The sequence below is a fragment of the Pseudomonas sp. genome, assembly GCF_033723075.1.
GTDB lineage: Bacteria > Pseudomonadota > Gammaproteobacteria > Pseudomonadales > Pseudomonadaceae > Aquipseudomonas.
The window spans coordinates 131,668-150,446 of the sequence record NZ_JAWVXU010000003.1; the positions used below are offsets into that span (position 1 = coordinate 131,668).

An 18,779-nucleotide genomic window follows, 5' to 3' on the forward strand; every position below is an offset into this window, starting at 1 on the left:
AGGAACCCTGTGCATGGCGCAGCCGCTGTTCGATTACGAAAGCCGTCTGGAAGACTGCGCCCGGCAGGATGAGCGGGCATTCCAGGCGCTCTATCAACAGGAGGCCGCGCAGATGCTCGGGCTGGCCATCACCCTGCTCGGCCGCCGTGATCAGGCTGAGGACTGTGTGCACGATGCCTTTGTGCAGATCTGGCGCAATGCCCAGCGCTTTCAGCGGGCGCTTGGCAGCGGCCGCGCCTGGATCTACAGCATCCTGCGCTACCGCGCCCTGAACCAGCTGCGCAGCCGTGGCCGCACGGTGGAAATGGATGACGACTTTATCGAACGCGCCGCCGACGACAGCCCGCAGGCCGCCGAGCTGCTGGAGCAACGGGGCGAACAGCAGCAGCTGCATCGTTGCCTGCAGGGTATCGAGCGCAACCGCCGTCACCCGATTCTGCTGGCCTTCTACCGTGGCCTGACCCATGAACAGATCGCCAACCGCTTGACCACCCCGCTGGGCACCATCAAGGGCCGTATCCGCGCCGGTCTGCGCGCACTGCAGGAGTGTTTGCAAGCATGATTACGCAGCAACCTGCCGAACGCCGCGCATTGATCGGCGAATACGTTCTGGGCCTGCTCGACGAGGCCGAGGCCAAGGAAGTCCGCGAGCTGATTGAGCAGGATGCCGAAGCCGCGCAAATGGCCCTGCAATGGCAGCAGCACTTTCTCGAGCTGAGCGACCAGTTGCCGCCGCAGGCACCCTCCGCGCAGTTGTGGCAGCGCCTGCAGGACAGCCTCGGGCTGACCCCGGCGGTCAGTCGCGTGAGCGGCTGGCTGGCCTGGTGGCAGAGCCTGACCACCTGGCGACTTACCAGCGCCGCCCTGGCGCTGGCGCTGATCGCCGCCCTGCTGCCTGAGCTATGGCGCAGCGACAGCGTCGTCAGCAGCTACACCGTGGTGCTGCAGGCTCCGGGTGAGGCGGCCAAGCCAGGCTGGGTGGTGCATATCGATGGCAATGGCAGCCTGCGCCTGCAACCGCTGCTGCAGGATCAGATCCCCGCCGACCGTTCCGTACAATTCTGGACGTTGATCGATCCGGCCATCGGTCCGCGCTCCCTGGGCCTGGTCGAACCGGGTAAGCCATTGCAGCTGTCCGCCGAACAGATTGGTGCGGTACAACCCGGCCAACTGTTCGAACTGACCCTGGAACCGGCCGGAGGCTCGCCCGAGGACCGGCCAACCGGCAAGGTGCTGTATATCGGCCGCGCGGTGATAGCCTCGGCCAACTGACTTTGAGCACGCCGCCGAATTTATTTTCAGGCGGCGACATCCAGGCGCGCTCTCGTGGGTATAGCTATCAGGTGTTTCATCGAGGCACCTGCAAGGCCGGCCTTATCCGGCCTTGCATCGATGCTGGATAACCACAGATGAGAGGACGCTTATGAACAGGCTCAATACCCTGCTGACCACTGCCGTTGCCACTGCCACCCTCAGCCTGGCCGCCGGCACTGCCAGCGCCGCCACGCTGCTGGCACTGAGTGCCGATGGCCAGCTGTTCAAGATCGACAGCGCCAGCCTGGCAATCACCGCCACCATGCCCGCCGACAGCCCCAGCCCACTGCGCGGCATCGATGTGCGCCCAGCCAACGGCGTGCTCTATGGGCTGGGCAGTGACAACCAGCTCTATACCCTGGACCTGGCCACGGGCGCGGCCAGCAAGGCGACCAGCCTGAACAAGCAGCTGCCCGGCAGCGGTCAGGCGGTCATCGATTTCAATCCGGTTGCCGACAAACTGCGCATGTTGGCCGCCGACGGCACCAACTTCCGGGTCAATGTCGAAACCGGTGAGGTGGTGGTCGATGGTTCAGTGGCCTACGCGGCTGACGGTGCCTATGCAGGTAAAAGTGCACAAGTGGCAGCTGGGGCCTACACCAACTCCTATGCCGGCACCCAGGCTACTTCGCTGTACAACGTCGACATGGCCAGCAGCAGCCTGATGCTGCAAAATCCGCCTAACGACGGCATCCAGCAAGCCGTTGGCAAGATCGTCGATGGTCTGCAGAACCCGGCCCTGGATATAGGCAGCGACGGCAAGGGTGGCAACACCGCCTACCTGCTGACCGGTACCACGCTGCACACCCTGGGCCTGGCCAGCGGCAAGCCAACCACCCTGGGCGAGGTCGCCGGCCTGCCGGGCAATATCATCGATATCGCCGTACTGCCTGAAATGTAAACGAGGATGCGGGAAGGCCGCCTGGCCTTCCCGCTTACGGCTTATTGGGCGAAGACTTCCGCGAACAGATCGTTCATCGCCCGATAGGACCGCGCCGCCACCTGCGGATGGTACTGATTGCGACCCGGAGTATTGGCCTGCGGATTGGTAAAGGAATGCACCGCACCGCCATAGCTGACCAGTTGCCAATCGGTGTTCGCCGCTTTCATCTCGGCGATGAAACCCTCGACCTGCTCCGGCGGCACCGACGGGTCGTCGGCGCCATGCAGCACCAGTACCGGCGCCTTGATGTTCTGCGCATCGGCCGGGTTCGGCGTATCCAGATTGCCATGGAAGGACACGAAACCTTGCAGACCGGCGCCCGAACGGGCCAGCTCGAGCACCGCACCGCCGCCGAAACAGAAGCCGATGGCGCCCAGCTTGCCGCTATCCAGGGCCACCTGATCCGCCTGCGCCTTGAGTGCCTCGACCGCGGCCTGGGCGCGCTTGCGCATCAAGGCCCGGTCGCCGCGCACCGCTCCGGCCGCCGCTCCCGCCTCCTGCGCATTGCTCGGGCGTACCGCCTTGCCGTACATGTCGGCCATGAACACCACGTACTTGTCGCCCGCGACGAGTTCGGCCTGCTTCGCCGAGCTCTCGGTCACCCCCAGCCAGTCCGGCACCATGACCAACCCGGGCCGCGGACTGGTCACTGCATCGTCATAGATCAGCATCCCTTCGAAGGCCTCACCATCGATCTCGTAAGGCACCGGCTTGACCACCACCGCAGCTTCGGCGACACCGACCAGGCCGGCCAGCGCCAGGGGTATGAGTGATTTGTGCATCGAACTGCTCCTGTTCAGTGGGTACCCCTCAAACAGTAGCGCCTGAACGGGCACCACGATGAAAAAAGCCCGCATAAGCGGGCTTTTTTCATTACTACAGGTATCAGGCCACTGCCGTTATCAGGCCGAGAGTTCGACCAGCAGCTTGTTCAGTCGCTGCACGTAGGCCGCCGGATCTTTCAGGCTGTCACCGGCCGCCAGCGCCGCCTGGTCGAAGAGGATGTGGCTGAGGTCGGCGAAACGCTCTTCGTCCGGCTCGGCATCCAGCTTCTCGATCAGCGGATGGTTGGGGTTGAACTCGAAGATCGGCTTGGATTCCGGCACCTTCTGCCCGCTGGCTTCGAGAATCTGGCGCATCTGCAAGCCCAAGTCCTGCTCACCGATGGCGAGGATCGCCGGCGAGTCGGTCAGACGATGGGAGACCCGCACCTGCGCCACCTGCTCGCCCAGCGCGGCTTTCAGGCGCTCGGCCAGGCCTTCTTTGGCCTTGGCCACTTCTTCCTGAGCCTGCTTGTCCTCTTCGGAATCCAGCTTGCCCAGGTCCAGGTCGCCACGGGCGACGTCGACGAAGTGCTTGCCATCGAACTCGGTGAGGTAGCTCATCAGCCACTCGTCGATGCGGTCGGTGAGCAGCAGCACCTCGATGCCTTTCTTGCGGAACACTTCCAGGTGCGGGCTGTTCTTCACCTGGGCGTAGGATTCGCCGGAGAGGTAGTAGATCTTGTCCTGGCCTTCCTTCATCCGCCCGATGTAGTCGGCCAGGGCCACGCTCTGCTCGCCCGCGTCGCTGCTGGTGGCGGCGAAACGCAGCAAACCGGCGATCTTCTCCTTGTTGGCGAAATCTTCCGCCGGACCTTCCTTGAGCACCTGGCCGAAGTTCTTCCAGAACGCCTTGTACTGCTCGGGATCGTTCTTCGCCAGTTTTTCCAGCATGTCCAGTACGCGCTTGGTCAGCGCCGACTTCATCGAGTCGATCACCGGATCCTTCTGCAGGATCTCGCGGGAGATGTTCAGCGACAGGTCGTTGGAGTCGACCACACCCTTGATGAAGCGCAGGTACAACGGCAGGAACTCGTCGGCCTGATCCATGATGAACACGCGCTGCACATACAGCTTGAGGCCCTTGGAGGCATCACGCTGGTACAGGTCGAACGGCGCCCGCCCCGGGACATAGAGCAAGGATGTGTATTCAAGCTTGCCCTCGACCTTGTTGTGACTCCAGGCCAGCGGGTTGTCGAAGTCATGGGCGACGTGCTTGTAGAACTCCTGGTATTCCTCGTCCTTGACCTCGGCACGTGGACGGGTCCACAGCGCGCTGGCGCGGTTGACGGTTTCCCACTCGACTTCGGCCGGCTTGTCAGCCTCTTCACCGCTCTCCTGAGAAGCAACAGCCTCTTTCGGCAGTTCGATCGGCAGGGCGATATGGTCGGAGTATTTCTTGATGATGTTGCGCAGGCGCCAACCGTCGGCGAACTCTTCTTCACCCTTCTTCAGGTGCAGGACGATACGGGTGCCGCGCTCGGCCTTGTCGACGGTGGCGATCTCGAACTCGCCCTCGCCCTTCGACGCCCAATGCACGCCTTCACTGGCCGCCAGACCGGCGCGACGGCTGAACACATCGACCTTGTCAGCGACGATAAAGGCCGAATAGAAGCCCACGCCGAACTGACCGATCAGGTGCGAGTCCTTCTTCTGGTCGCCGGACAGATGCTGGAGGAAGTCGGCGGTGCCGGACTTGGCAATGGTGCCAAGGTGGGTGATCGCGTCCTCGCGGCTCATGCCGATGCCGTTGTCCTCGAGGGTGACGGTCTTGGCTTCCTTGTCGAAACTGATGCGAATCTTCAGCGCGGCGCCACCTTCCAGCAGCTCGGGCTTGGCCAGCGCCTCGAAGCGCAGCTTGTCGGTGGCATCCGAGGCGTTGGAGATCAATTCGCGAAGGAAAATTTCCTTGTTGGAATACAGCGAATGAATCATCAGGTTCAGCAGTTGCTTCACCTCGGTCTGGAAGCCCAGGGTTTCTTTTTGAGTTTCCACACTCATGGTCGTCTAACTCCACATTGGTGACTAGGCCGGAATCCGGCGGATGTCATGCAGATGGGGGCAAGCTTCAGGATTTCAAGTAGTTGGCCAAGCGTCTCGGCGGTTGTGAAAATATCGAGCGCCGCAGCGAGAGCGTCTCCAGGCGCTCACCGCGGGCGTCAGGAGACGGCCGCAGTAGACGAGCGTCTCACCGCCGCTCAGGGTTCCAGCAGCTCGATCGTGCTGATTTCCTCGGGGCGCAAGGCGTAGCTGGCCGCGCCCGAACCGCTCAGACGCTGGCGCAGGACGATGCGCCCTTCCTGGTCGACCCCCTGAAAACGCCCCTCAGCCGTACTGCCGCGCGTGGTCAATACGCGCATGGCCAGATTCTCGTAGCGGCTCGGGCTGCGCAGCAGACCATCGAGGCCGAAACGCAGACGCCGATCCAACGGACGGCTGATACGCTCGCTGCTCGCCGTTGCGACTGGCGCGATGTCCGCTTGCGGCGCTGCCACCACAGCCGCCCGTTCCGGCAATGCGGCAAAGCGATCGGCCTCGACCGCCCAGCCACGGGACGCGGTCTTGTTCAGCAGGATCGGCAGGCGCTGTGGCTGCCCATTGATCTGCGCCTCGACCGTCAGCTCCAACCTGTCAGCCGGCAGCATTACCGGCGGCATCTCAGCCAACTGCACCGAACGACTGGCGAAACGCCGCTGCAGATAGTCCTCGATGACATAGGCCAGGGTATCGGTGGAGTCGATATGCCGATCGACTCGGCCGTCGCGATAACGCAAGCCATCGCGGAACAGCTCGAGCCGACCGCTCAGGATGGTTTTGTACTGTGCCGGCAGCACCAGATGAAAATCGCCAGCCAGCTTGTTCGGCGGCACAGGTTGCAGGTTCAGGTGCAGGGTGTAGCCATGGCTCAGTCGCCGCGCCTCGGGCAGATCCTGCTCCGGCAGCAACCAGCTCACTTCGATTTCCGGCAGCGGGCCTTGGTCGCCAGGCAACACATCCAGGCGCAAGGCGCCGGTCACCGGCTGCGGCAGGCGGATGACCAGTTCGCGGCGGGCAAAAAAATCCTGGCCTTCGCGCAGGCTGAGCACACTGCCGAGCAATTCGCCCTGCTGCGGCACAAAAGGCTGGCCATTCAACTCGCCGTGCAACTCGATGGACAAGTCCGCCGGGGTCTGCGCCTCCGGCTTGAGCCACTGCATGCTCAACAACGCATGCAGGCGCTGTGAATCCTGGCTGGCAAGCAGGGTCAGGCCGACGATCAGCGGGATAAATCCCAGGGCACTGAGCCCCACCGCCTGCCGCGCACTGCCCCAGTGGCGCAGCACATACAACAGCGTGAACGGCGGCAGCAGACTCGCCCAGCCCCACAGCAGCCCCGTACCGAAGGCGCGCATCACCAACCAGACCAGTCCGGCCAGAATCAGCAGCAAGCCACCGAGGATCAGCAACGCTTCCATTCAAATTCCTTAACTAGAAATACCGAGCAGGTCCGATAGCCCTGGCGGACTCAAGGCTCGTCGACCTTGAAGTGCGCCCGCGCCGTGGCAATAGGCTCGGTTTGATTGGTTTGCCAGGCCGTAATTGCCACGTTGGCGACGCGCCGACCTTGTCGCCACACCTGGCACTGGGCATAGGTGTCACGATAATGACCCGCGCGCAGGTAATCTATCGAGAAGTCGATGATTTTCGGCAAATGTGGAATACCCATGAACATCAACAGATGGAGCATGGCGGCATGTTCCATGAAACCGGCGATCACTCCGCCGTGCAGTGCCGGCAGGATCGGGTTGCCGATGTTGTCCTGGTTGGCCGGCAAGCGGAATACCATGTCTTCGCCCAGCCGCAGGCATTGCATGCCGAGCAATTTGGCATAAGGCATCAGGCTGATCAGCGCGTCATAATCGCCGCTTTCATGGGCTTGGGATACCCGCTGATTGAGTTCCAGGTCACTCATGCCCAGCCCCTTGAATGTCACGCTTGAGCTGTTTGTCGCCCGCCACGCCCTTGCCCATGCGCATGAAAGTCCCGACTACGTGGGCAATCGGCTGCGCCGGGTCGTCTTGATAGGCATAACCGCGGGTGAAGATGATATTCGGCGTAACCCGATAGCACTCGGCAAAACCGAACACGTCCTTGTTCGGCTCGGCCGGGTGCATGTAGTCGATGCGCAAATCGAGGGTTGGGCAAACCTCGAACTTGGCCAGCGCACAAACGGTTGAAATGCCACAGGTGGTATCCATCAGGGTCGTTATCGCACCACCGTGAATCACCCCGGACTCCGGATCACCCACTATCTGCCTGCTATAGGGCAAGCGCAGGGTCAAACCGAGGGGACTGGCGTCATGCACCTGGAGTCCGAGCACCTGGCAATGACGCAGCGCCGCCAGGAAGCGCTGCGCCTGCTCGAGAATGAGGGTATTGCTCATCGAATCAGTCCCACCACAACGGCACAAAGGGCGCGAATGATAGCGCCTCGCTGGGCCACGGCACATCGTCATAGTAGTAGAGGGGAACACTTATCCAGCAATGGGCGGGGAACTTAGTCAAACGGGTCATGCTCGAATGGGCTATGCCTGGGGCAACTCAGCCATCCTAAATATCCACAAGGAGTTCTGACCGTGCAAAAGCCATTTACCTATACCCTGCTTCTCGCTGCCGTCCTGGCGCTGGCCGCCTGCGAAAAAACGCCGGAGGACAAGATGGAATCGGCCAAGGAGTCAGTCTCGGAAGCGGCTGAATCCATGGGTAACGCGGCCGAAGATACCGGTGATGCCATCGAACAAAAAGCAGATGAAGTGATGGAAGACTAAACCGATCACCGGCAAAGATCGCAAGCGATCGCGGATCACGCCATCCGAGATGCCGGTGACCCGTTCAACGCCAAGGCCCGCCTTATGCGGGCCTTGGCGTTTCTGCAGTTATTACAAGGCTGGAGTCAGCATCAGCAGCAGGCTGCACAGCAAGCCCACCCCCCACACCAGGCTGCGCTGCCAGTGCATATCCGCCCAATAGAACAGAAGATACAGCACCCGCGAAACCACGAACGTCAGCGCCAGTACATCCACCAGCACCCCATGGGTCTGGGTGACATGGGCCATCAGCACGCCCACGGCAAACAGCGGGAAGGCCTCGAAGCTGTTCAGGTGGGCCGCCAACGCCCGCGCGCCGAAACCGGTCAGCCGGGCTTGCTGGCTGCGCGGGTGATGATTGTCGTACACCCCGCTCTCCTGCTGCATGGCCCTGGCTACTGGCGCCTTGGCCAGAAAGATCAGCAGCGCGCTGATAAAAACGCACCAAAATGACAAACTCATTCGCCCTTCTCCTTGGCCGGCTCGACCATTGCAGTCTGGGTATAGACCATCACTTCAAGTACATCGGAATGGAACTCGCGGCGGTAGAGCACCAATACCACGCCGGTGGTCACCGCAATGAAGAACCAGGGATTGATAAACCAGGACAACGTCGCCATGCCAAAGTAATAGGCACGCAAACCGTAGTTGAACTGGTTGGCCGCCATCGAGATCACCCGCGCGGTACGCTCGGAAAACGATCTGCGCTCCTGCTCGGTGACATGCCGCTCGCCCAGCATCGGCGCCGAACCGACCAACACGGCGGCGAAATTGTACTGGCGCATGCACCAACTGAAGGTAAAGAAGGCGTAGACGAACACCACCCCAAGGCACAGCAACTTGACCTCGGACATCTCGCGACTGGCCGCCTGCACGAAGGGCAAGTCGGCCAGCAACGACACCGCACGATCGGAGGCACCCAACACGGTGAGGATACCGGCAAGAATGATCAGGGTACTGGAGGCGAAGAACGAGGCGTTACGCTCCAGATTGCCGATCACATTGGCATCGGCGATGCGGTTTTCGCGCAACAGCATGCGGCGCATCCAATCCTCGCGGTAGAGATGCAGAACGCTGGCCAGGCAAGGCGTGGTGCGCCCTTTGTACAGCGCGTAACGACTGTAGCCGACCCAGCAGATCACGAACCAGCAGACGGCGAGCAGATGCGCCAGGTAATAGTCATCGATCGGCATAGGGACTCCTTGTTGGCCAGCGCCGATTATAGCCAGCAGCGGCTCTACGCTGGTTAACAAAAAGGCCGCCTGTTGCAGGTGGCCTTTGGGTTAGCCGGCAAGGATCAAGCCATTGCCGCACGCCGTCTGCCCAACACCCGATCCCGCGCCGCCGCCAGGAGCAAGGTCAGCAACACCGGCAGCAGCCAGCCGAGGCTCTGGCCAGCCAGCGGCAACTCGCTGAACAATGATGGCAGCAACTGACTGAAGCCCGCGGCAGCGAAGCCATCGACCAGACCGAAGACCAGGGCCACCGTCATCACCGGGACGAATACCCGGCGCGGCGACAACCACAGATTGTCCAGCAGGCTCAATGCAATCAGCACGATAGCCAGCGGATAGAGCCCCACCAGCACCGGTACCGAGATACTGATCAACTGGGTCAGGCCCTGATTGGCCACCAGCAGACTGAACAGAGCGAACACCACCACAACCACCCGGTAGGACAGCGGCAGCAGGCTGCTGAAAAACTCGCCACAGGCCGTCAGCAGGCCCACTGCCGTAGTCAGGCAAGCCAGGGTGATCACCACTGCCAACAGCAGGCTGCCGGCGGTACCGAATGTGTACTGGACATAGGCGGTGAGGACTTGTACGCCATTCTGCGCTTCACCGGCAATACCCTGGCTGGTCGCCCCCAGGTAGAACAATGCCAGGTACACCAGCGACAGCCCCGCGGCCGCAATCAGTCCGGCAATCACCGAATAGCGGGTGATCAATGCGCCATCGGTCACCCCGCGGTCGCGGATCGCCGTGGCAATCACGATGCCGAACACCAGCGCGCCAAGGGTATCCATGGTCAGGTAGCCTTGCAGGAAGCCCTGGACGAAGGGCGCCGCCTGATAGTCGGCGGCAACCTGGCCAATCTCGCCGGCAGGCATCAGCAATGCCGCGCCCCCCAGAACCAGGAGCGACGCCAAGAGCACCGGCGCAATGAATTTGCCGATACGATTGACCAGTTGCCCCGGGTTGAGCGCCAGGAACAGCACCGCCGCGAAATACGCCAGGCTGTAGATCAGCAGTGGCATAGCCGAATTGCCGGTAAACGGCGCCACCGCCATCTCGAAGGACACCACCGCAGTACGCGGCGTGGCGAATAGCGGTCCGATGGCCAGGTACACCGCCACCGCAAACAGCATCCCGGCGCGCCTGCCCAGCGGCGCGGTGAGCAGTGCCATGCCGCCGCCGACCCGGGCCAGGGCGACGATGGTGAGCAGCGGCAAGCCGACGCCGGTGAGCAGGAAACCCAAGGCCGCCAGGCCGATATTCTCGCCCGCCGCCATACCGGCACTGGGCGGGAAGATGATGTTGCCGGCACCGAGAAACAGGGCAAAAGTCATGAAACCGAGGGCCAGGAGATCCGAGCCTTGCAAACGAGTCATAGAGGGCAATACCACAGGCAGAAAAACATGAATTCCGAGGGTTTCCCGAAGGATCGGGGGAAACGTCGCCCTGCCGGTTGGGCTGAGCCGCTGCTGTGCCACTACCCGCTTGTGGCGGCCAAGGCACGAATAGTTGCCAGCCTAACGAAATTGCCATTTTCGCGGCAGTGACGCAGGTCAGGCTGTCGAACTGGCGTAAACAGCTGTCGCATCGGCAACAGTTCTCATGCCCGATAAACAGAAAAGGCCACCCGAAGGTGGCCTTTTTTCAGTCAGCAACGCTTAGGCGTTTTTGACTTCCCAACCGGTCAGCTCGGCCAGGGCCTTGCCGATGTCAGCCAGGGAACGCACGGTTTTCACACCAGCGTCTTGCAGCGCAGCAAACTTCTCGTCCGCAGTGCCCTTGCCGCCGGAGATGATGGCGCCAGCATGGCCCATGCGCTTGCCCGCCGGAGCGGTCACACCAGCGATGTAGGACACCACCGGCTTGGTCACGTTGGCCTTGATGTAAGCCGCCGCTTCTTCTTCAGCCGAACCGCCGATCTCGCCGATCATCACGATCGCTTCGGTCTTCGGGTCTTCCTGGAACAACTTCAGGATGTCGATGAAGTTGGAACCCGGGATCGGGTCACCGCCGATGCCCACGCAAGTGGACTGGCCGAAGCCGGCGTCAGTGGTCTGCTTCACGGCTTCGTAAGTCAGGGTGCCGGAACGCGACACGATGCCTACTTTGCCTGGCAGGTGGATGTGACCCGGCATGATGCCGATCTTGCACTCGCCCGGAGTGATCACGCCTGGGCAGTTCGGGCCGATCAGGACCACGCCCAGCTCGTCGCACTTGACCTTGGCTTCGAGCATGTCGATGGTCGCGATGCCTTCGGTGATGCAGACGATCAGCTTGATGCCGCCGAAGGCCGCTTCCAGGATCGAGTCCTTGCAGAACGGAGCCGGAACGTAGATCACGCTGGCGGTGGCGCCAGTCGCGGCTACGGCTTCAGTCACGGTGTTGAACACAGGCAGGTTCAGGTGCGTGCTGCCACCCTTGCCCGGAGTCACGCCGCCAACCATCTTGGTGCCGTAGGCGATTGCTTGTTCGGAGTGGAAAGTGCCTTGCGAGCCGGTGAAGCCCTGGCAGATTACCTTGGTGTCTTTATTGATCAGGACGCTCATTACTTGCCCTCCGCAGCTTTGACGACTTGCTGAGCAGCGTCGGTCAGGCTGGTTGCCGCGATGATGTTCAAGCCACTTTCAGCCAGTACTTTAGCGCCCAGGTCGGCATTGTTGCCTTCCAGACGAACCACAACCGGGATCTTCACGCCGACTTCCTTGACCGCGCCGATGATGCCTTCGGCAATCATGTCGCAACGCACGATGCCGCCGAAGATGTTCACCAGAACAGCTTTGACGTTGTCGTCGGAGAGGATGATCTTGAACGCTTCGGTCACGCGCTCTTTGGTCGCGCCGCCACCTACGTCGAGGAAGTTGGCAGGCTGACCGCCATGCAGGTTGACGATGTCCATGGTGCCCATGGCCAAGCCGGCACCGTTGACCATGCAACCGATGTTGCCTTCAAGGGCAACGTAGTTCAGTTCGAACTTGGCAGCGTGAGCTTCGCGCGGATCATCCTGGGACGGATCGTGCATGGCACGCAGCTTCGGCTGACGGTACATGGCGTTGCTGTCGATGTTGATCTTGGCGTCGAGGCAATGCAGGTTGCCGTCGGCCTTGATTACCAGCGGGTTCACTTCCAGCAGAGCCAGGTCGTAGTCCTGGAACAGCTTGGCCAGGCCAACGAAGATGTGGGTGAACTGCTTGACCTGATCGCCTTCCAGACCCAGCTGGAAAGCCAGCTCGCGACCCTGGAACGGCTGAGCGCCGACCAGCGGATCGATAGTGGCCTTGAGAATTTTCTCAGGAGTATCGTGAGCAATCTTCTCGATGTCCACGCCACCTTCGGTGGAAGCCATGAACACGATACGACGGCTGGAGCGATCGACTACCGCGCCCAGATACAGCTCTTTGGCGATGTCGGTGCAGGACTCAACCAGAATCTGGTTGACCGGCTGACCGGCGGCGTCGGTCTGGTAGGTCACCAGACGCTTGCCCAGCCAGTTGGCGGCGAAGGCCTTGGCGTCTTCCTTGCTCTTGACCAGCTTCACGCCGCCCGCTTTACCGCGGCCACCGGCATGCACCTGAGCCTTGACGACCCATTCGGTGCCGCCAATTTTGTCGCAGGCTGCTGCGGCTTCTTCCGGAGTGCTTACGGCGAAACCCTTGGATACGGGCAGGCCGTATTCAGCGAACAGCTGCTTACCCTGATACTCGTGGAGATTCATGCTTGTCTACCGTCTTCGTTAGGTATTGCGCATTCGGTGCTGCACTTGTGATGCCGCACCACCTGTGACTGCTTCTGCGAGCAGTCCGGCGGCATTCCGCGTTGAGCCAGGCTCTACGCGGGCAGTCCGCCGTGGTTCTTCTTGCAAGGTCGCCAGTACCGGTGAACAGCATCCGGTGTGGCGACTCAAAAACGACTATTTAGCGCTTCTTGCGGTTGGCGATGTGGATGGCATGGCCATTCACGGCCAGAGCTGCTTCGTGCAGTGCTTCGGACAACGTCGGGTGGGAGAAGACCATCATGCCCAGATCCTCGGCGCTGGTGCCGAACTCCATACCGATTGCACCCTGCTGAACCAGCTCGGCGGCGCTCGGGCCGATCACGTGAACGCCCAGTACACGGTCGGTATTGGCGTCGGCAATCACCTTGACCATGCCACCGGTATCGTTGGCAGCCATGGCGCGGCCACTGGCAGCGAACGGGAAAGTACCGACATTAACGGCAACGCCCTCGCCCTTCAACTGCTGCTCGGTCTTGCCAACCCATGCGATTTCCGGATGGGTATAGATGACCGAAGGGATCAGGTCGTAGTTCATCTGGGCTTTGTGCCCGGCGATGCGCTCGGCAACCATCACGCCCTCTTCCGAGGCCTTGTGCGCCAGCATGGCGCCACGAACCACGTCACCCACCGCGTAAACACCCGGTACGCTGGTGGCGCACTGGTCGTCGACGTAGATGAAACCACGCTCGTCCAGATCGACACCGCTATCGGTGGCCAACAGATCGGTGGTCACCGGACGCCGGCCGACCGCTACGATCAGCTTGTCGAAGGTCAGCTGCTGCTCGCCTTCGGCATCGGTGAAGCTGACGATGACCTGCTTCTTCTTCACTTCGGAAGCGGTCAGGCGCGCGCCCAGGCGAATCTTCAAGCCTTGCTTGGTCAGAGTCTTCAGGGCTTCCTTGGCGATCTGCTCATCGGCAGCCGGAAGGAATTTGTCCTGCGCTTCGATCACGGTGACGTCGGCACCCAGACGCGCCCAAACCGAACCCAGTTCCAGACCGATCACGCCAGCACCGATGACGCCCAGGGTCTTGGGCACGCTCTGGAATTCCAGGGCGCCGGTGGAGTCGACGATAGTGTCGTGGTTGACCGGGGCCGGCGGGATGTCGATCGGCTTGGAGCCGGAAGCGATAATCACGTTCTCGGCCTGAACCACCTGAGTGGTGCCGTCCAGCGCGGTGACTTCCACTTGCTTGCCAGCCAGCAACTTGCCGTGACCTTCGAGCAGGGTCACACCATTGGCCTTGAACAGCGTGCTGACGCCACCGGTGAGGTTTTTGACGATGTTGCTCTTGCGCGCAACCATCGCCGGCACGTCGATACTGACGCCCTTGGCCTCGATACCGTGGATGGCAAAGCCTACTTTGGCTTCGTGATATTTCCAGGAGCTGTCCAGCAGCGCCTTGGACGGAATGCAACCGACGTTCAGGCAGGTACCACCGAGCGCGATCTTGCCCTCATTGTCCTGGTACTTTTCGATGCAGGCGGTCTTCAGGCCGAGCTGAGCAGCCTTGATCGCCGCTACATAGCCGCCAGGGCCGGCACCGATGACTACCACGTCAAATTTCTGGGTCATACATGATTCCTTCTCGAATAAACCGGACGGCCCCTTGTGGGGGGCCACCTTGGGAGAGACTGGCTTAGATATCCAGCAGCAGACGAGCCGGATCTTCCAGCAGGTTCTTGATGGTCACCAGGAAGCTCACCGCTTCCTTGCCGTCGATCAGGCGGTGATCGTAAGACAGCGCCAAGTACATCATCGGCCGGATGACAACCTGACCGTTGATGGCCATCGGGCGCTGAAGGATGTTGTGCATACCCAGGATGGCGGCTTGCGGCGGGTTGACGATAGGCGTCGACATCATCGAACCGAAGGTACCACCGTTGGTAATGGTGAACGTACCACCGGTCATCTCGTCGATCGACAGCTTGCCGTCTTTGGCCTTCTTGCCGAAAGTCGCGATACCGCCTTCGATTTCAGCCAGGCTCATCAGCTCGGCATTGCGCAGTACCGGCACCACCAGGCCACGGTCACTCGATACGGCAACACCGATGTCGGAGTAGCCGTGGTAGACGATGTCGGTGCCGTCGATCGAAGCGTTAACCGCCGGGAAGCGCTTCAGCGCTTCGGTGGTGGCCTTGACGAAGAACGACATGAAGCCCAGGCGCACGCCGTTGTGGGACTTCTCGAACAGGTCCTTGTACTTCGAACGCAGGGCCATGACTTCGGTCATGTCGACTTCGTTGAAGGTGGTCAGCATGGCCATGGTGGACTGGGCTTCGACCAGACGCTCGGCAACCTTGGCCCGCAGGCGGGTCATCGGTACGCGCTTCTCGACCCGATCACCGGCGGCCAATACCGGCGCGGCGACAGCAGCAGCAGGCTTGGCAACTGGCGCAGGGGCATTTTTCTTCGCGTCGACAGCGGCGACCACGTCTTCCTTGGTCACCCGGCCACCCTTGCCGGTGCCGGCAATGCTGTTCGGGTCGATGCCGTTCTCTTCAGCCAGCTTGCGTGCGGCCGGCGAGAGAATCTGCTCATCACCCGCAACACCCGGAGCAGCAGCGGCAGGCGCAGCAGCCTGGGCGGCGGCAGCTGGTGCAGGAGCAGCAGCACCACCTTCGCTCAAGGTGCCCAGCAGTTCGTTGCTGAGCACGGTGTCGCCTTCATTCTTGACGATTTCAGCGAGGACGCCGTCGGCCTCGGCCAGCACTTCGATCACTACTTTATCGGTTTCGATGTCGACGATCAGTTCGTCGCGCTTGACCGCATCGCCCGGCTTCTTGTGCCACGTGGCCACGGTGCCGTCGGCAACCGATTCCGGGAAAGTAGGGGCTTTGATCTCGATAGCCATTCTGTGTGGTTCCTTAAATTCGGTTTGTTCGACGAGGCGGCCTCATCAGGCCGCCTCTTGCGCAAAGGCGTTAAACGGTGAAGGCGTCTTGCAGCAGTTTTTCCTGCTGCTCGGCGTGCATCGAGGCGTAACCACAGGCCGGTGCAGCAGAGCCTTCGCGGCCGGCGTACTCGAGGAACAGAGTCTTCTTGTACGCAGTGGCGACGCGACGCATGTGATGCTGGCTGCAATACCAGGCACCCTGGTTCATCGGCTCTTCCTGACACCAGACGATGTGCTTGAGGTGCTTGTACGCCGCGAGAACTTCGGCCAGATCTTCTTCCGGGAACGGATAAAGCTGCTCGATACGCACGATGGCGATATCTTCGCGAGCCTCGGCACGACGTTTTTCCAGCAGGTCGTAGTAAACCTTGCCGCTGCACAGGATCAGGCGCTCGACCTTCTTCGGATCGATGGCATCGATCTCCGAAATCACGGTCTGGAACGAGCCTTCGGCCAGCTCTTCCAGGGTCGAGATAGCCAGCTTGTGGCGCAACAACGACTTCGGAGTCAGCGCGATAAGCGGCTTGCGCAGTGGACGGATCACCTGGCGACGCAACATGTGGTAGACCTGCGCCGGGGTAGTCGGCACACACACCTGGATGTTGTGTTCGGCGCTCAGCTGCAGGAAGCGCTCGAGGCGCGCGGAGGAGTGCTCCGGGCCCTGCCCTTCATAGCCATGCGGCAACAGCATGGTCAGACCACACAGGCGACCCCACTTGTGCTCGCCGCTGGTGATGAACTGATCGATCACCACCTGGGCACCGTTGGCGAAGTCGCCGAACTGCGCTTCCCAGATCACCAGGGCATCCGGCTTGGTGGTGGCGTAGCCGTATTCGAACGCCAATGCCGCCTCTTCCGAAAGCAGCGAGTCGTACAGATCGAAACGCGGCTGGCCGCTGTACAGATGCTTGAGCGGTATGTGCGAACCCGGCCCCTTCTGGTTGTGCAGCACCGCGTGACGGTGCGAGAAGGTGCCACGGCCAATATCCTGGCCGGTCATGCGGATTGGGTGCCCCTCGAACAACAGGGTGGCGTAGGCCATGGTTTCGGCGTAGCCCCAGTTGATCGGCAGCGCACCGGCGCCCATCTTCTGGCGGTCTTCGAGAATCTTCGCGACCTGACGCTGGACGACAAAGCCTTCCGGAATTTCCAGCAGTTTGGCGGACAGATCCTGCAGGGTCTTGAGCTCGAAACGGGTGTCGTGACGTGCGGTCCAGGTATGGCCCAGGTACGGGCGCCAGTCGACGAACAACTCCTTGTTCGGCTCCTTGACCAGACTCTTGACCACATGCTGGCCATTGTCCAGTGCGGTGCGGTAGTCGTCGATCTTGCTCTGCACATCATCGGTTGAGTGGCGCACGGCCGCGGTCAGCGCATCGGCATACAGCTCACGGGTGGTGCGCTGTTTGCTGATCTGCTGGTACATCATCGGCTGAGTGCCGCTCGGCTCATCGGCCTCGTTGTGACCGCGGCGGCGGTAACAAACCAGATCGATCACCACATCGCGCTTGAACTGCATGCGATAGTCGACGGCCAGCTGGGTGACGAACAGCACCGCTTCCGGGTCATCGCCATTCACGTGCAGGATCGGCGCCTGGATCATCTTCGCCACGTCGGTGCAGTACTCGGTGGAACGCGAATCTTCCGGGTTACTGATGGTGAAGCCGACCTGGTTGTTGATCACCACATGAATGGTGCCGCCCGTCTTGAAACCACGGGTCTGCGACATCTGGAAGGTTTCCATCACCACACCCTGGCCGGCGAACGCCGCGTCACCGTGCAGTGAAACCGGGAGCACCTTGTCGCCGGTACTGTCGTTGCGGCGATCCTGACGAGCGCGCACCGACCCCTCGACCACTGGCGAAACGATCTCCAGGTGAGAAGGGTTGAACGCCATGGCCAGGTGGACTTCGCCACCGGCGGTCATGACGTTCGAGGAGAAGCCCTGGTGATACTTGACGTCGCCGGAACCGAGGGCCGCTTGCTTCTTGCCCTCGAACTCGTCGAACAGATCACGCGGGTTCTTGCCGAAGGTGTTGACCAGCACGTTGAGGCGGCCACGGTGGGCCATGCCGATGACGACTTCCTTGGTACCGTAGGAGCCGGCGCGCTGGATCATTTCATCGAGCAGCGGAATCAGGCTCTCGCCGCCTTCCAGACCGAAACGCTTGGTACCCGGGTATTTGGTGCCCAGGTATTTTTCCAGGCCCTCAGCGGCAGTCAGGCGTTCCAGCAGATGGCTCTGCGCTTCCGTTGAAATGCTCGGACGCCCACGCACGCTTTCCATGCGCTGGGCAAACCAGTTGCGCTGCTCGGAATCGACGATATGGGTGAACTCGGCACCGATGGTGCGGCAATATGTCTGCTGCAACGCATCGTGAATTTCACGCAGAGTAGCCTCTTCCTTGCCGATGAACAGACCTCCGGTACGGAAGGTGGTGTCCAGGTCGGAATTGGTCAGGCCATAGTGATTGATCGACAAATCAGCCGGTGCATGCCGTTGCCACAGACCCAGCGGATCGAGCTGGGCAGCCTGATGGCCACGCATGCGGAATGCCTGGATCATGCGCAGGACTTCGACCTGCTTCTTCTCGTGCTCACTGCTCACGCTGCCGGCGGATACCGGCTGGGCACGACGCTGGTTTTTCGCCAGCAACACGAAGTGATCGCGAACCGTAGAATGCGATACATCAGTAGCGGCGCTGCCGTCAGCCGGCAATTTCTGAAAGTAGGTGCGCCACTCTTCGGGCACAGCGTTGGGATCGTGCAGGTAAAGCTCATAGAGCTCTTCCACATAGGCAGCGTTACCACCGGATAGGTGGGCACTGTTCCACATGCGCTGCATCACGCTTTCTTGCATGCTTGGTCACCCTCGGTAAGGGGACACCACCGGCGAAGAAACCGTTCAGGCTTCCGAAGTCTTGAAGCAGCGACTTCGGTAAAGCCACCA

The 18,779-nt window shown here is 61.4% G+C and carries 17 protein-coding genes; 4 read left to right on the top strand and 13 right to left on the bottom strand.

Features of this window, described 5'->3' with window-relative positions; genetic code table 11:
* Window positions 1–13: 13 nt before the first annotated feature.
* The 3 genes from R3355_RS04960 to R3355_RS04970 all read left to right on the top strand — a co-directional run bounded on the left by R3355_RS04960 (window position 14) and on the right by R3355_RS04970 (window position 2,215).
* Window positions 14–562, top strand: a complete 549-nt coding sequence (locus tag R3355_RS04960) for a sigma-70 family RNA polymerase sigma factor (RefSeq protein WP_318947105.1) — start codon at window positions 14–16, stop codon at window positions 560–562.
* Window positions 559–1,272, top strand: a complete 714-nt coding sequence (locus tag R3355_RS04965) for an anti-sigma factor domain-containing protein (protein WP_318960312.1) — start codon at window positions 559–561, stop codon at window positions 1,270–1,272. Before R3355_RS04960 ends, R3355_RS04965 begins: the two co-directional genes overlap by 4 nt.
* Window positions 1,273–1,423: 151 nt before the next feature.
* A complete protein-coding gene (locus R3355_RS04970; protein ID WP_318960313.1) occupies window positions 1,424–2,215 on the top strand; it encodes a DUF4394 domain-containing protein in 792 nt (263 codons plus the stop codon).
* A 41-nt stretch (window positions 2,216–2,256) separates the two neighbouring features.
* Here R3355_RS04970 and R3355_RS04975 read toward each other — a convergent pair whose 3' ends face one another.
* The 5 genes from R3355_RS04975 to R3355_RS04995 all read right to left on the bottom strand — a co-directional run bounded on the left by R3355_RS04975 (window position 2,257) and on the right by R3355_RS04995 (window position 7,502).
* Complete coding sequence (locus tag R3355_RS04975; protein WP_318960314.1) at window positions 2,257–3,039, bottom strand: dienelactone hydrolase family protein; 783 nt, start codon at window positions 3,037–3,039, stop codon at window positions 2,257–2,259.
* Window positions 3,040–3,159: 120 nt separating this feature from the next.
* Window positions 3,160–5,079 (bottom strand): molecular chaperone HtpG, encoded by a 1,920-nt coding sequence (htpG, locus tag R3355_RS04980; protein ID WP_318960315.1) that lies wholly within the window; start codon window positions 5,077–5,079, stop codon window positions 3,160–3,162.
* Window positions 5,080–5,276: 197 nt separating this feature from the next.
* Window positions 5,277–6,533, bottom strand: coding sequence for an MFS transporter (locus tag R3355_RS04985; RefSeq protein ID WP_318960316.1), 1,257 nt, complete (start codon window positions 6,531–6,533; stop codon window positions 5,277–5,279).
* 50 nt (window positions 6,534–6,583) lie between these two features.
* On the bottom strand, window positions 6,584–7,030 hold the full coding sequence (locus R3355_RS04990) for a PaaI family thioesterase (protein WP_318947111.1): 447 nt from the start codon (window positions 7,028–7,030) through the stop codon (window positions 6,584–6,586).
* Entirely contained in the window at window positions 7,023–7,502 is a 480-nt protein-coding gene (locus R3355_RS04995) for a PaaI family thioesterase (RefSeq protein ID WP_318960317.1), read from the bottom strand. The genes R3355_RS04990 and R3355_RS04995 overlap by 8 nt, the downstream gene beginning before the upstream one ends.
* Before the next feature lie 192 nt (window positions 7,503–7,694).
* Between R3355_RS04995 and R3355_RS05000 the strand changes: the two genes are divergently transcribed.
* Window positions 7,695–7,886: a hypothetical protein gene (locus R3355_RS05000; protein WP_318947113.1), complete on the top strand. Its 192-nt coding sequence runs from the start codon at window positions 7,695–7,697 to the stop codon at window positions 7,884–7,886.
* A gap of 111 nt (window positions 7,887–7,997) precedes the next feature.
* Here R3355_RS05000 and R3355_RS05005 read toward each other — a convergent pair whose 3' ends face one another.
* The 8 genes from R3355_RS05005 to R3355_RS05040 all read right to left on the bottom strand — a co-directional run bounded on the left by R3355_RS05005 (window position 7,998) and on the right by R3355_RS05040 (window position 18,689).
* Window positions 7,998–8,387 (bottom strand): MAPEG family protein, encoded by a 390-nt coding sequence (locus R3355_RS05005; protein ID WP_318947114.1) that lies wholly within the window; start codon window positions 8,385–8,387, stop codon window positions 7,998–8,000.
* Window positions 8,384–9,118, bottom strand: coding sequence for a DUF599 domain-containing protein (locus R3355_RS05010; RefSeq protein ID WP_318947115.1), 735 nt, complete (start codon window positions 9,116–9,118; stop codon window positions 8,384–8,386). Before R3355_RS05010 ends, R3355_RS05005 begins: the two co-directional genes overlap by 4 nt.
* A 104-nt stretch (window positions 9,119–9,222) precedes the next feature.
* Window positions 9,223–10,536: a branched-chain amino acid transport system II carrier protein gene (gene brnQ, locus R3355_RS05015; protein WP_318960318.1), complete on the bottom strand. Its 1,314-nt coding sequence runs from the start codon at window positions 10,534–10,536 to the stop codon at window positions 9,223–9,225.
* A gap of 282 nt (window positions 10,537–10,818) precedes the next feature.
* Entirely contained in the window at window positions 10,819–11,706 is an 888-nt protein-coding gene (gene sucD / locus R3355_RS05020) for a succinate--CoA ligase subunit alpha (protein ID WP_318960319.1), read from the bottom strand.
* A complete protein-coding gene (sucC, locus tag R3355_RS05025) occupies window positions 11,706–12,872 on the bottom strand; it encodes an ADP-forming succinate--CoA ligase subunit beta (protein WP_318947118.1) in 1,167 nt (388 codons plus the stop codon). Before sucC ends, sucD begins: the two co-directional genes overlap by 1 nt.
* 199 nt (window positions 12,873–13,071) lie before the next feature.
* Window positions 13,072–14,508 (bottom strand): dihydrolipoyl dehydrogenase, encoded by a 1,437-nt coding sequence (gene lpdA / locus R3355_RS05030; RefSeq protein ID WP_318960320.1) that lies wholly within the window; start codon window positions 14,506–14,508, stop codon window positions 13,072–13,074.
* A 64-nt stretch (window positions 14,509–14,572) separates the two neighbouring features.
* Window positions 14,573–15,787, bottom strand: a complete 1,215-nt coding sequence (gene odhB, locus R3355_RS05035; protein WP_318960321.1) for a 2-oxoglutarate dehydrogenase complex dihydrolipoyllysine-residue succinyltransferase — start codon at window positions 15,785–15,787, stop codon at window positions 14,573–14,575.
* A gap of 70 nt (window positions 15,788–15,857) precedes the next feature.
* Complete coding sequence (locus R3355_RS05040; RefSeq protein ID WP_318960322.1) at window positions 15,858–18,689, bottom strand: 2-oxoglutarate dehydrogenase E1 component; 2,832 nt, start codon at window positions 18,687–18,689, stop codon at window positions 15,858–15,860.
* Between the last annotated feature and the right edge of the window lie 90 nt (window positions 18,690–18,779).